The organism is Microbulbifer variabilis (assembly GCF_023716485.1).
GTDB classification, from domain to species: Bacteria; Pseudomonadota; Gammaproteobacteria; order Pseudomonadales; family Cellvibrionaceae; genus Microbulbifer; species Microbulbifer variabilis_B.
On sequence record NZ_CP092418.1, the window covers coordinates 2,760,882 to 2,774,943 of the forward strand.

12 protein-coding genes are annotated in these 14,062 nt (G+C 51.2%); 3 read left to right on the forward strand and 9 right to left on the reverse strand.

The features are described 5' to 3' along the window. Positions 1-255 precede the first annotated feature (255 nt). From MJO52_RS12330 to MJO52_RS12345, 4 genes are all read right to left on the reverse strand, one after another. Positions 256-1,362 carry a mechanosensitive ion channel family protein gene (locus MJO52_RS12330; RefSeq protein WP_252081958.1) on the reverse strand — a complete coding sequence of 369 codons (1,107 nt, stop codon included), beginning with the start codon at positions 1,360-1,362 and terminating at the stop codon, positions 256-258. Positions 1,363-1,441: 79 nt separating this feature from the next. Beyond that, positions 1,442-2,458 carry a beta-N-acetylhexosaminidase gene (gene nagZ, locus MJO52_RS12335; protein ID WP_252081959.1) on the reverse strand — a complete coding sequence of 339 codons (1,017 nt, stop codon included), beginning with the start codon at positions 2,456-2,458 and terminating at the stop codon, positions 1,442-1,444. Between the two features lie 34 nt (positions 2,459-2,492). Beyond that, positions 2,493-3,125, reverse strand: coding sequence for a TetR/AcrR family transcriptional regulator (locus tag MJO52_RS12340; RefSeq protein ID WP_252081960.1), 633 nt, complete (start codon positions 3,123-3,125; stop codon positions 2,493-2,495). Positions 3,126-3,517: 392 nt separating this feature from the next. Continuing rightward, positions 3,518-4,156 carry a TIGR00730 family Rossman fold protein gene (locus tag MJO52_RS12345; protein WP_252081961.1) on the reverse strand — a complete coding sequence of 213 codons (639 nt, stop codon included), beginning with the start codon at positions 4,154-4,156 and terminating at the stop codon, positions 3,518-3,520. A 164-nt stretch (positions 4,157-4,320) separates the two neighbouring features. Between MJO52_RS12345 and lexA the strand changes: the two genes are divergently transcribed. Continuing rightward, on the forward strand, positions 4,321-4,926 hold the full coding sequence (lexA, locus tag MJO52_RS12350) for a transcriptional repressor LexA (protein ID WP_252081962.1): 606 nt from the start codon (positions 4,321-4,323) through the stop codon (positions 4,924-4,926). Positions 4,927-5,012: 86 nt separating this feature from the next. On the opposite strand, the gene MJO52_RS12355 is transcribed toward lexA, so the two are convergent. From MJO52_RS12355 to MJO52_RS12370, 4 genes are all read right to left on the reverse strand, one after another. After that, positions 5,013-5,267, reverse strand: a complete 255-nt coding sequence (locus tag MJO52_RS12355) for a hypothetical protein (RefSeq protein ID WP_252081963.1) — start codon at positions 5,265-5,267, stop codon at positions 5,013-5,015. Positions 5,268-5,370: 103 nt separating this feature from the next. Next, positions 5,371-5,859, reverse strand: a complete 489-nt coding sequence (locus tag MJO52_RS12360; RefSeq protein ID WP_252081964.1) for a DUF6586 family protein — start codon at positions 5,857-5,859, stop codon at positions 5,371-5,373. Next, entirely contained in the window at positions 5,860-8,529 is a 2,670-nt protein-coding gene (gene topA, locus MJO52_RS12365) for a type I DNA topoisomerase (protein WP_252081965.1), read from the reverse strand. A 214-nt stretch (positions 8,530-8,743) separates the two neighbouring features. Next, the gene (locus MJO52_RS12370; RefSeq protein ID WP_252081966.1) at positions 8,744-9,268 is read right to left on the reverse strand and encodes a hypothetical protein; all 525 of its coding nucleotides are present in this window, start codon (positions 9,266-9,268) and stop codon (positions 8,744-8,746) included. A 146-nt stretch (positions 9,269-9,414) separates the two neighbouring features. On the opposite strand from MJO52_RS12370, the gene MJO52_RS12375 reads away from it, so the two are divergent. After that, positions 9,415-9,858, forward strand: a complete 444-nt coding sequence (locus MJO52_RS12375) for a universal stress protein (protein ID WP_252081967.1) — start codon at positions 9,415-9,417, stop codon at positions 9,856-9,858. A gap of 59 nt (positions 9,859-9,917) precedes the next feature. Here MJO52_RS12375 and MJO52_RS12380 read toward each other — a convergent pair whose 3' ends face one another. Next, positions 9,918-11,783, reverse strand: coding sequence for an ATP-binding cassette domain-containing protein (locus MJO52_RS12380; protein WP_252081968.1), 1,866 nt, complete (start codon positions 11,781-11,783; stop codon positions 9,918-9,920). 163 nt (positions 11,784-11,946) lie between these two features. Here MJO52_RS12380 and MJO52_RS12385 point away from each other — a divergent pair, with 163 nt between their 5' ends. Continuing rightward, positions 11,947-13,950: a transglycosylase SLT domain-containing protein gene (locus MJO52_RS12385; RefSeq protein WP_252081969.1), complete on the forward strand. Its 2,004-nt coding sequence runs from the start codon at positions 11,947-11,949 to the stop codon at positions 13,948-13,950. Positions 13,951-14,062 lie beyond the last annotated feature (112 nt).

Consider the following 14,062-nt stretch of genomic DNA (forward strand, 5'->3'; position numbering starts at 1 on the left):
ACTGCTCAATTCGGCAAGAGGGGCAAACGCCACCCCATTGTTAACAAACTGCTCCATGCAGAATGCTATCTTGCTTCACCCTATTGAGAGTAACCCAAAGGGCGTAACCTGATTCTTAGATAAAACAGCGCCAGTGTCTAGGTTTCTATGTGAAATAAATACTACGTTTTTACCAATAGGCGTAATTAACCGTCAAAACCCCAATTAAGCGCGATATTTAAACTAAACATTTGTACCTTATCGCACTCCCAATACTCAACTGTCTAACGCGGCTTCTCTCGCTAATGAAGGAATATCGGCAATATGTACCGTCGAGGTCGGAAATGCACAAGACGCACCATGGCGCTCAATTATATTGAGTACATTCAACAAAACATCCTGTTTGATTTCATGGTATCTCACCCACTCTGTCGTTCTGGTAAAGGTGTATATAAAGAAATCAAGGGATGAGGCTGCAAAACTATTAAAATTAACAATAAGAGTTCGGTTGGCATCTATTTCCGGGTGATGCTGTAACATTTTCTTAACATCTGCCACTATCTGCGCCATTAAATGGCCATCTTCATAACGAACCCCAATAGTTTCAAAGATCCTGCGATTGAGCATTCGCGAAGGGTTCTCGACAGAAATCTGCGTGAAGACACTATTGGGCACATAAACCGGGCGCATATCAAAGGTGCGTATGCGAGTCAGGCGCCAGCCAATATCTTCTACAGTCCCCTCAATCTCCTTGTCCGGGGAGCGTATCCAATCGCCAACCGCAAAGGGGCGATCTAAGTAAATCATCAGCCCACCAAAGAAATTCGCCAGCAAGTCTTTAGCGGCAAAGCCTACCGCCAACCCCCCAATGCCACCAAAGGCCAAAACGCCGCTGACGCTATAGCCAAGGAACTGCATAATCACTATACCCGCAGTGATAGCGATCGAAGCCCGCACGAGCTTGCCGATGGCTCTAACCGTGGTGGCATCCATCGGTTTGCCAATATAGCGGGGATTGCAAAGGTTACGCTCCGCGCTGTGCGAGAAGCGCCAAGCGAACCAGGAGAGGACCAAAATAAGGCCTATCTCGCGGGCAGGCTCTGCCAGGGAGAAAATCTCTGCACCCGTCGCCTGACCCGCACGCTGGGCGGCCACCGTGAGCCCCAACAGCCAGATTAATACTTGTCCAGGAGGGGAGAGAGCCCCTACCAGCGCATCATCCCAGGGATTGACGGTCTTCTCAGCCCTGGCAGCCAGTTTTTGCACAAAGCGGCCGAAAATCCAGGCCGCCAGTGCGGAAGCTAATACAATAAGAAAAACAGAGATTATCCAAACCCGGTTATCACCCAGCCAGGACAACAGCACACTCTCTACGGACTCCACAATTCCCCCTCCGCTTATAAAACCGGCTCCAGCCGCCCATAGGTTCTTGGAGCAAGCTGCGGAAACCGGTATTTCTCAACTACTGCATTATTGAAGCTAACCAGCTGCGAGTTCTATGCCAGCGCTCACTTTTTTCGAGTTCCGCCCAAGAGGTGATTGAGGGTCTACCCCGCATGGCTTTTAGACGCTCACTCGATTCCGCTGCGGGAATAAAGTTCTGCAGCCCAGCGAGAGACTCCAAAGCCCCTGCACGGTTATTGCAGACTACGCCCATATCACAACCCGCTTCCAGAGCAGCGCGGATTCTCTCCCCATAACCACCGGCAGCTCCCGCCCCCTCCATGGACAGATCATCACTGAAGATAACCCCATGAAAACCCAGCCGTCCTCGCAAAATATCCTGTAGCCAGTAACGGGAGAAACCCACCGGCTGGCTGTCTATATTGACGAAGCGAATGTGAGCGGGCATCACCGCATCCAGTTCATCGGCCCCTATGCAGTCAATAAAGGGCAAGGCATCGCTGGCCAGCACCTGCTCCAGGGAGCGCTCATCTTGAGGAAGCTCCACATGGCTGTCTTCAAGCACGTGCCCGTGTCCTGGAAAGTGCTTGCCGGTTGTAGCCATACCGGCCTCACGCATCCCTTGAATAAATGGCCTTGCAATAGCCGTCAGGTGATGGGGGTCGGGACAAAAACTGCGATCTCCAATAACTCGGCTGTGGCTGTCATCGGCATCCAATACAGGGGCGAAACTGAAATCCATCCCTACAGCCAATAACTCAGAGGCGAGCAACCAACCCACATCCTGCAACTGTACTGCTGAAGCCTGGGCGGACAGCTTTTGCATGGAAGGCAAACGCGTGAACCCCTCTCGAAAACGCTGTACTCGCCCACCCTCCTGATCAACAGCCAGCAGTATCTCTGGGCGCACAGATCGAATATCGGCAATCAGAGCTTGAATCTGATCGCGATCGCGATAATTGCGCGCAAAGAAAATCAAACCACCCACGAGCGGGTGGCGCAAAAGCTCACAATCCTCATCAGTGAGCTTCTGCCCTTCGATATCGATCATCACCGGTCCGAGTGATGCAGGCATATTCAGTTCCTCTAAGATTCACCAGCTGCGCAGTTTAACCGGACTCCACCTTTAGCATTGCCGAAGCGGCCGGCACAAGGCGCTCCAAAGTTTCCGGCAGGCTGCTCTGAGCACCAAAATCCTCTCTCAGGATAGCCTCTATGGCATCGTAGCTCGACAAGGTGAAAATAGTGGCCCCTAACATAAAATACAGGCGCCAGTAGAAAGTCACGGGATCAACCCCCGGTAAGGCCTCGGCCAATAGGCCTGCGAAGCGTCGGTAACTATCACCGTAACGAGACACTATAAAACGGCGTAAGTGCCCCTGAAACTGTGTATAAGCCAGTCCCAGCAGGCGCATAAAGCGCTGAGCATCCAGCCCAAGTTGGCCCAGACTGCCCAACCCAACTCGGTATAGGCTCTCCAACAACCCTTCAACCTTAAGTGGCTGGCCAGAAGCTATGCGTCGATCCAACTCTGCTTCCAGCGCATCGGTAAATGGTGTTAGGAAACGCTCAAAGACCGCCTGGATCAACTCTTTCTTAGAACCAAAGTGGTAATTGACCGCCGCCAGATTGACTCCGGCAGTACTCGTAATAGTCCTAAGGGATGTCTCGGTAAAGCCGCGCTCGGCAAAGAGCGCTTCGGCAGCATCCAAGATGCGGTTAACGGTATCCATCTGACTCATAGATATCAAACCACCATTTAAAACAGCTGTTTAATTTCGGCCAGAGTAGCACACTCCCAGCTCGCTGGCGGCTTATTGCACATACAGAAAGAACGGTTGTAGGGGGAAGTCCGACCTGGCGAATCCCCATAGGCGAAATTGGTTTGGTAAGTTGGCAGGATAAGATGTAATTACCGAAGCGACTGACCACTACCCTTCCCATAGGCCTTAGTGCATTCCACTGCGCGGGAAGAAAGATAGAGGTGCTAACTACTATTTAGGGACGAGGCACAGCCGTAGGCTTTGTATTTGGTCTCTACTTCCTGTATTCCTGTTTTTTCTGCCTCCCCTACTCCTCGCCCTATCCGATTGTTAATTAATAAAGAAAGTAACCTAGATATCTCGAAAACTCTTTAATCCCTGGCTCGCATATATTTCATAATCAAATCTGCAGCCTCTTCTACTGCATCCACCACATGAAACAGGTCTAGGTCAGCAGAGTCGATACAATTCCGTTCCAATACCGTATCTACCAGCCAATCGTACAGCCCTCCCCAATAACGCTTGCCCACCAAAACTATTGGGAATCGCCGTACTTTTTGAGTTTGTACTAATGTCAGCGCCTCAAATAATTCGTCCAGCGTGCCGTAGCCCCCGGGTAAACCCACAAAGCCCACGGCATGCTTCACAAACATAAATTTACGCACAAAGAAATAGCGAAAATTCAAACTGATATCTTGGTAAGGATTGGCTGCCTGCTCAAAAGGCAGCTCGATATTTAATCCGATTGAAGTACCAGGCTGCTCAAAAGCCCCACGATTACACGCCTCCATCAGACCCGGCCCGCCACCGGTCATCACAGGTATCCCCTCTGCTGCTAAAAGCTCCCCAAGCTTCACCCCTTGCTGATACTCCTGGCTATCTTCAGTGAAACGCGCACCGCCAAAAACTGTTACCGCCCCGTTAAGCGCAACCAAACGCTCAATTCCATCAACCAACTCAGATTGAATGCGCAGAACTCTCCAGGCTTCAGCCATTTTCGCATCAAGCATTATTATTCTCCCTTGCTGTCAGTTCTTTCAACTATTCGTTTCATTCCTTGTTTTCTTAAACAATGTAGCAGCTGGACTGCAGGCAGGTGCTCAGTTTGCGAGATCCTTAAATCTGTATATAATCCCAGCAACTGTATAAAAATACAGAAACGCTAGGTAAATCTATGACCAATCTCACCGCACGCCAGACTCAAGTATTAGAGCTGATAAAAGCCTACCTGGACGACACAGGTTACCCTCCCACCCGCGCAGAAATCGCCCAAGAGCTGGGCTTTCGCTCGCCCAACGCTGCAGAGGAACACCTCAAAGCACTGGCACGAAAAGGAGCCATTGAGATGGTTGCCGGTGCCTCCCGAGGTATTCGAATTCCCGACCACCAATCGGGACTTCCCATCGTGGGGCGTGTCGCCGCAGGCAACCCTATTCTGGCAGCCGAGCATATTGAGGATTATTGCGACCTGCCCGCCAGTTTCTTCCACCCACCGGCAGATTATTTATTGCGGGTACACGGCATGAGTATGCGAAATGCCGGCATTCTCGATGGGGACCTTCTGGCAGTACAGAAGACCGAGCAAATCAGAAACGGGCAGATTGTGGTTGCGCGGATTGATGATGAAGTAACCGTTAAACGCTTCCGCCGCAAAGGTAATCAGGCAACGGTACAACTCCTACCTGAAAACGAAGACTTTGATACCATCCAAGTAGATATGCGGGATAAGAACTTTGTGATCGAAGGATTAGCCGTAGGCGTTATTCGCCAAACTCCATGAGACTAAAAGATTTACCGCCAATCAAAAACAACAACAGCGGCTTCTAGCCGCTGTTGTTCCACTTAATTTTTCGCCTTTACCATAGATTAGTGAATCGTATGGTTAACCGGCATCGACTCTTCCTCTTCAAAGTAACCTGGCTCCAGGTCATCGAGATTTTGCACAGCTTCTATACCCGCCTCTAACATGGCCCGGGCTACTGCTACCTTGTGCTTTCGCAAAAATTGGAGACTCTCGGCTGAGAAACGAATACTCACCAGAGGGTCCTCCTCATGGCCGGCACGGCGCAGAGCCACATCGCCATTGGCCAACTCGATAATCTCATAAGTTTCGGAGGACATTTGCTTTCCCTTCACTGCACATCAGTTTGCGCCCAGTGTACCACAGGCAATTTAGAAGTTTCAGTGGGCGCAAAAAGATGAATAGAAAGGTAGCGGAGCCCTCTTAGCACTCCTCGAGATTGGCACGCTGTCTAAGTATCAGCTCACTGAGAGCTTTGTGCCATTTAAGCAGCGCTTCGAAAGAAAGCTCAATTGGTACTGTTCCGGCGATATTGTGGGTCGGAATAAGGTTGCCAGCTTGCCCCTTTTCCTCCGCTAATGTAGGCAGCCTCAGGAGCTGGTTCCACGCGCGTAATAATTCGCTAAGCCAACTCTCTGGCTCTGAGAGCAATAACTGCAGTTCACTTACTTCAAGGCTCGCTCTCCCCTGGCTGTGCAGGCTATCTAAAATAACCTGTACAGACTCTGGTTCAAAACTCAATTGCAGCTGATGTGACAGTTCAGCCAGGAAAGCCTGATAGGCTTTCCACAGCTGCAACAAAGCACCTTCTTCCAGGGCCATTCGCTGAATAGAAGAATCATAACTACTTGTGGCCAGCAGCTGGCTCTTACGCAATGCCGAAGTGACTAGGCCGGTATAGGGATTACTCATTTACTTTTTTGCCGCCGCTTTCTTAGCTGCCGGCTTTTTCTTGGCCGCCGCTTCGACTTTCCAGGCGCCATCCCGATAAAAAGCCTTCCAACCCGTGGCCTTTCCGTCCTCCTCGGACTGAACATACTGCTCTTGGGTCTTACGACTGAAGCGAACTACGGTATCGCGCCCCTGATCATCCTGTGAGGGGGCCGAGAACAAGAAGCTGTACTTAGGGTCAATCTCACTCTGGTGAGGCAGTAGCTCTTTTATCAGCGGGGCACGGGTCTCACGGTTTTTCGGAAACTGGCTGGCGGCAAGGAATAATCCGGAGGCACCATCGCGGAGAATGTAATGATCCTCAACCTTCAGGCAAGCCAACTCCGGCATAGGAACCGGATCCATTTTGGGTGGCGCCGGCTGGCCATTTTTCAACAGCTTGCGGGTGTTCTTACAGGCTTCGTTAGTACAACCAAAGTATTTACCAAAACGGCCTGACTTCAGCTGCATGTCGCTACCGCACTTGTCACACTCAATAATCGGACCGTCGTAGCCCTTAATTTTGAACGTGCCCTGCTCTACCTCGTAACCATTACAGTCCGGGTTATTACCGCAGATATGTAGCTTTCTCTGCTCATCGAGCAGATAACTATCCATCGCCGTGCCGCACTTGGGACACCGGCGCTTCTCCCGCAACTGGCGGGTTTCGGCATCTTCGTCCTTATCCGCGTCCACAGCCTCATCGCCAGAGACGAGATTCATCGTGTTGGTGCAGCGCTCCTTAGGAGGAAGCGCGTAACCGGAGCAGCCAAGGAATACACCGGTAGAGCCTGTGCGGATCTGCATATGGCGACCACACTTACTGCACTCGATATCGGTATCTGTCGGCGTGTTGCGCCGCATACCCGCATCACTGGACTGAGCTTTTTCCAACCGCGAGGAGAAATCCTGATAAAACTCGTCGAGTAACTGCTTCCAACCTTTATCGCCATCGGCAACCGCATCCAGAGACTCCTCCAGGCTTGCGGTAAAACCGTAGTCCATCAGATTTTTAAAACTTTCGCTGAGACGGTCGGTGACAATATCACCCATTTTTTCCGCGTAGAAACGGCGGTTCTCAAGCCGCACATAGCCCCGATCCTGAATTGTGGAAATAATAGAGGCATAGGTTGAGGGCCGGCCGATACCACGCTTTTCCAGCTCTTTCACCAGAGCGGCTTCGCTAAAACGAGCCGGAGGCTTGGTGAAATGTTGTTTCGGGTCCAGCTGCTGCAGAGACAGCTTATCGCCAACCTGAACATCAGGCAGCAGCAGATCTTCATCTTTCTTGCCCGCAGGAGGGGCAACTTTGAGAAAGCCATCAAAACGAATCACCCGGCCGCGAGCACGCAACTCAAAGTCACCGGCACTCACCACAATTGAGGTGGAAGTGTATTTTGCCGGGGTCATCTGGCAGGCGACAAACTGCTGCCAAATCAGATTGTAGAGCCGCTCCGCATCCCTCTCCACACCTGAGAGCATATTGGGGGCAACACGTACATCGGAGGGACGAATTGCCTCGTGAGCCTCTTGCGCTCCCTCCTTGCTGCTATAACTAACCGGCTTTTCTGGCAGATACTTATCGCCAAAATTCTCTCCGATATACTGCCGGGCCGACTCAACCGCCTCTTTACTTAGATTGGTCGAATCGGTACGCATGTATGTAATATGGCCGGCTTCGTAGAGGCGCTGCGCAAGGGTCATGGTTTTCTTGACACTGAAACCGAGGCGATTACTAGCCGCCTGTTGTAGTGTCGAAGTAATAAAGGGAGCACCAGGCTTGGAACTGGTAGGCTTATCGTCACGGCCGCTAACAACAAACTCACTACCCTGAAGCAATTTCACCGCGCTATTCGCATCAGCTTCATTGGTGGGGCGGAAAGTTTCACCAGCTTGTTTTTTAACCTCTAGCCGCAGCTTGTTCGCTTTGCTGGTAGCGGTGTCAGCGAAAAGCGTCCAATACTCCTCAGGAATGAAAGCGCGGATCTCACGTTCGCGCTCTACCACGAGACGAACTGCCACTGACTGCACCCGGCCAGCAGAGAGTCCTCGGGCAACTTTCTCCCACAATAGTGGGGAGACCATATAGCCAACAATACGATCGAGGAATCGGCGAGCCTGCTGGGCATGAACCCGATTGATATTCAGGCGGCCGGGATCTTTAAACGCCTCCTGGATCGCGGACTTAGTGATTTCATTAAAAACCACTCGGCGATAGCGTTCGTCATTACCGCCAATTGCTTCCCGCAAGTGCCAGGCGATCGCCTCTCCCTCGCGGTCCAAATCCGTTGCCAGATAAATGTGATCGGCATTCTCAGCCAGCTTTTGCAACTCGCTGACTACTTTTTCCTTGCCTGGCAAAATTTCGTAGTGAGCCTGCCAGCTATTATCCGGGTCGATCCCCATGCGCTTGATCAGCTGAGCACGATTTTTCTTGCGCTTGTAAGCCTCTTTCGCCTCAGGGGAAAGCTTACGAGTCTCTGCCGCACGCCTTGCCCGTTCTTTTGCGTCAACGGGCTGTTTGTTGCCGCCACCGGTTGGCAAATCGCGAATATGACCGACGCTGGACTTAACAACAAAGTCCTTGCCGAGATATTTATTGATGGTTTTCGCTTTGGCCGGTGATTCGACGATGACCAGTGATTTACCCATAAGCCTTTGATTTCAAATGAAAAATTTACTGCTATCCGAAGCATTTCAGGCCCTTCAATCGGGCCTGCGCTGCGCGAATATATAAGCCTCAGTCAAGGCGCGGTCAAGCAAAGCTGACAACTTTTAGTGCTTATTCGCCAAATTTCACCCCCAGAAAAGGGTAAAATTGTGACAATTTTCCCTATTTGAGCAGCCCACTAAAATGCCTGTCGCCCTAGTCTTCTGGGAGCTTAATGGGACTGATCTTGCGTACAGATTCTTCTATAAGAGGGGTGTACTCCGCCAAACTCTCAGACAGCTGCGAAAAAGCTTTGACCCCACCGTTTTCCTGCCATTGCACGCCCAATCCGACATCGGTTGCGATAATCGCACAGCAATCCGCCGGCAAGCTATCCAGCAACTGGTGCAATTGCTGCCATGCTGCCTGGGGGGCTCTCACACTGTTGCCCCAGTCCCAACTACCGGCAAAATTCATTTCATGCGTAATCCGCTGGCGCTGCAGCTTCCAACCAATCTGTAGACGCTTTCTATCCTTCCACCGATAGTAATAAACCGCTGCGGTCCCCTCCCCCAAAGCTTCAGGTAAGGCTTGAATTTGCACGGTAATGCCTGCCCTGGCGGCACGGCCACGCAAATCAGCCAGACGGCTGTCGCGCTGATTGGGCTTCAGCCACATCACTGGCCCCAGCACCAGGGCAATAGCAAAGCCAATTATGATTACCGGTAGCCATTCGGACATAAAAGTTCCTTATGATGGTTTTAAAAACGGCCTATTCTGCGGCGCCATATATGATCCATGTCAAACAGTTTTTTTTGCGATAGACTGAAAATAGCTGTCGTATGAGGCCCCACTGGGCAAATAGAAAAGACAGGAGCTAATGGAAAATGGCGAAATATGAACGAATATTGGTGGGCCTGGACCTCTCGGAAGAATCCTCACAAGTGCTGGAAAAAGCGGCCTCTCTCGCTGAAGCTTTCAATGCCGAAATCAGCTTGATGCATGCCATTGAGCCGCTGACATTTGCCTACGGTGGGGATATCCCCATGGATTTATCAGAGGTACAGGATCAGCTACAGAGACAGGCCAAGGAACAGCTCCACAAAGCCGCTCTACCGCTGAATATCCCCGCTGAACGACAGCATGTAATTTTGGGCCAACCATCCACCGAGATACATCGCCTAGCCAAAGATCTAGAGGTCGATCTTATTGTTATCGGTAGCCATGGACGCCATGGCCTGGCTCTTCTGCTGGGCTCAACCTCTAACGGGGTTCTTCACGGCGCCAAGTGCGATGTTTTAGCTGTCAGGGTATATGTGGACGAAGAATAAGCCCCCTCTTTCGGCGAGAGAAGTGGTGCCATGCACCCCTTCTCTCCAATACTCAAACCTTACTCTTCGCCCCCCTCCAACTCCGACCATCGATCAAAAGCGGTCTCTAATTGAGTTTGTTTCTCCGCCAGTAAATTGAGCCGGTTTTGCACCTGGGCTTGCTCCTGTTGATAAAAAGAAGGGTCTGCTACTTCAGCCTCTATAGCGCCAATTTCAACTTCAAGCTGTTCGATCAAGGCTGGTAAGCCATCCAGTTCACGTTGCAGCTTATAGCTGAGCTTCTTTTTCTTAACCTGAGGCTTGTCCGCTTCGACCGGCTTCGCTTTCACCTTGCCTTCGGGGACTTTTTCCTCTTTTGACTCCTGTTCAAAGCTACCTCCCTGGCGAATGAAGTCCGCATAACCACCCACATACTCTCGGATACGACCATCTCCCTCGAAGGCCAGACAGGAATCCACAACATTATCGAGAAATGCACGGTCGTGACTGACTAATAACACTGTGCCTGTGAATTCCAGAAGTAACTTTTCAAGCAGCTCCAGGGTTTCTACATCCAAGTCATTGGTCGGCTCATCGAGCACCAGAATATTGGCTGGCTGACTGAATAATTTCGCCAGAAGAGCCCTATTGCGCTCACCACCACTCAACGCACCTACCTTGGTCCGCGCTTTCAAACCACTAAAGAGGAAATCGGATAAATAGGACATGATATGGCGGCTTTTACCGCCAATGGTGACAGAGTCGCGCCCTCCACCAACATTATCCAACACGGTAAGTTCTGGATTTAATTGGTCCCTGCGCTGGTCAAAATAGGCTACCTGCTGCTTTGTACCCAAACGCACCTGACCGGACTGAGGCTGAAGATCCCCGAGCAACACTCGAATTAAGGTGCTTTTACCAACCCCATTAGGACCAATCAATCCCACCTTATCACCGCGCATTAAGGTAAATGAAAGGTCGCGAATCAGGGGGGACTCATTGGGGTAGGCAAAGGTAACGTTGCTAAGCTCAGCCACCAGTTTACCGGATATTTCTCCACTATCGAGAGACATCCTTGCAATGCCCTGTTGAGTTCGACGCGCCTCTCTCTGGCGCCTTAGTCCCTGCAAGGCCCGTACCCGCCCTTCATTACGGGTGCGTCGCGCCTTGATACCCTGGCGAATCCAGGCTTCCTCCTGGGCTAGCTTTTTGTCGAATAGCGCTTCGTTCCTGGCCTCTTCTTCTAAAAGTTTCTCTTTTTCTTCCTGGTAACGCCCAAACTTACAACGAAAAACCCGTAGGTATCCACGATCCAAATCCCAGACTGTACTGGCCAGCCGCTGCGCCAAAGCACGATCGTGGCTGACGAACAATAACGCGCCTCTAAAAGTATCGAGGAACCCTTCCAACCACTCCACAGCGGCAATATCCAAATGGTTGGTGGGCTCATCGAGAATAAGCAAATCGGGCTCTGTAACCAGTGCGCGCGCGAGAGCTGCACGGCGCTGCCAACCTCCAGAGAGATCAGCCACGAATTCATCGGGACTCAAGCCGAGGCGGTCGAGCACACTATCGACTCTAGGCAGGAGATCCCAGCCGTGCTCCGCTTCAATTTTGGCCTGTAGCTCGGCCGATGGGTCCTCCCGATAACCAGCCAATACCCCCCCTATAGGGCCCAGACCCTCGGCAACATATCGGTAGACAGAGTCGAGACAGCCTGCGGGCAACTCCTGCTCAAGGGTTGCCATAACCATCCCACTCGCGCGCACAATCTCCCCAGCATCTGGGTCCACCTGCCCCGCAATTAAACGCAACAGGCTGGACTTACCCTCTCCATTGCGGCCAACAAGGCAAATACGATCGCCCCGCTCAATTTTTGCACTGACGTTTTCAGCAAGTACCTGGGTCCCGTAACGCAGACAGACCCCATCCAATAGAAGCAACATAATTAGGCACTACAATTAACAGACCCGGTTAACATTCTCGCTAGTTAGTTGAATGAAACGAAAATTGATACTTCGGGTCCTGTGAAAAATTCGCTATTTTACGCTTTTTTGCCAAGCCGTCTCATAAACTTGCGCGACCAGACTCAACTTCGGGGTTACTGTCATGTCAGTTAGCACAAGTCGACTCTTCCAGTTTATTGCCCCTTTAATGGTCTGGATCTGCCTCAGCGCCCAGGCAGAGCCACAAGCATCATCGAAGGAGTTGTCTCAGCAAAACAAGCCAACCACAGGTATATCCAACCAGCGCCAGCTATTACAACAAGCCAGGATAGCGATTAAATACGGCAATAAAAAACAGTTAAAGCAATTGAAAGCCAAGTTAGCGAATTACCCTCTAGTGCCCTATCTCGACTACTGGGCAATCGGAAAAAAATTACGCCAATTACCTCTAAAAGATATTGATCGCTTTCTCGCTGAGAACCAGGGAACAGCGGTGGGTGACTGGATGCGTATTAGGTTACTCAGAGAGCTGGGGCAACAGAGACAATTTCAGACCTACCTAAAATACTTTCAACCTGAGAAACACAAGCGCGCGGCACTGCGTTGCTATTATGCCGACGCACTATTTCGCCATGGCAGCAAAGACAATGCCGATCAAGTAACCACCGAGCTCTGGCTGGTTGGGCACTCACAAGTAGAGGAGTGTGACCCAGTTTTTGCCCGCTGGAAGCGCAATGGCGGCCTAACCCAGGAAAAGATTTGGTCCCGCCATTTACTCGCCCTAGAAGAGGATAACCTAGAACTCGCTTCCTATATCGCCAGGAAAATGGACAAACCCTTCCAACAAAGAGCAGCCCTGCTACGGGAGGTACACAAATCACCCAAGCTTCTTCTCAATTACCCTCGCTTCTTACAGTCACCGGAGCATCACAGGGAAATTATTCTGCATGGATTGCATCGATTAGCTAGGGAAGATGCAGCCGTCGCTGAACAGGCATGGCAGCGCTATAGTGCCAGCCTCCTGTTTAACGATAAGGAGCAAGCCAATATGCTCCGCCATCTGGCTCGGCAATTTGCGCGTCAAGACGATACCCAGGGACTGCTACAACTGACCAAGAATCACACAATGGATGATGGATATTCCATTGAATGGCTGGCGCGACAATCCCTTCGAGAGCTCGACTGGGAGCAGGTTGCCTTTTGGATTGATCGCCTGCCACTCGAACGGCAACAGCGAGATCGCTGGCTCTACTGGAAAGCCCGCTCACTGGAAGAACTTTATGGCAAGGCACAGTCTGGCGCAGCCTCCCTTCTCTATCGAAAAGCTGCACGGGAACGCAGTTACTACGGCTTCCTTGCTGCCGATACCCTCGGACAAAATTACAGCTTTGTAGATCGTCCCGCACCAATCACGCCAATTCAAGTGCAGCAGATGGCCCAGCACACCGGCTTACAAAGGGCACGTGAATTGCAGGCTATTGGTGAACTATTCCATGCTCGGCGTGAGTGGAGCTACGCTACTCGGGAAATGGATCACGAGGAGCTATTAGCCGCGGGCAAAGTGGCAAGCGCATGGGGTTGGTATCACAAATCCATTCAGTCTGTTCTTGCGGCAGACTACCTGGATGATCTGGAACTCCGCTTCCCCCTGGCCTTTGCCGATATTGTAGAAAGTGTAAGTGAGCAGGTTGGACGGCAGAGCACGCCTCTAGAGCCCTATATGATTTACGCAGTTGCCCGCCAGGAAAGCCACTTCAGCCACGACGCCAAATCACGGTCTGGCGCATTGGGCCTAATGCAATTGCTACCCTCTACCGCACGCGCAACGGCAAAGCGCGCCGGTGTACGCTATCGGCGCAGCTGGGATCTACTAAGCCCCAAAACTAATATTGCCCTTGGCAGCTTTTACCTGAGCACCCTGTTAAATCGATTCGATAACAATCGCTTCCTCGCCGCTGCCGCTTACAATGCGGGACCAACTCGGGTTGCCAAGTGGTTAAAGGAGACTCGTCAGCGTCTGCCACACGATGTCTGGATCGAGACGATTCCCTATAGTGAAACAAGGAATTATGTACAGAATGTACTCGCTTATACGGTAATTTATGCCTATCGAAGCGGCACCAAGCTACAACTTCTCAAGGCGCATGAGGCAGGGAATAAACTTTAAGGTGTCTCAGAATAACCTTACAAACCTCTGCCCTAACTTTGATACCGTTTGATAGGAATAGAGCCCCCCTTGGGAACCCGAGTCACTGGGGCTTAAGGTGGGAGTTATCTCC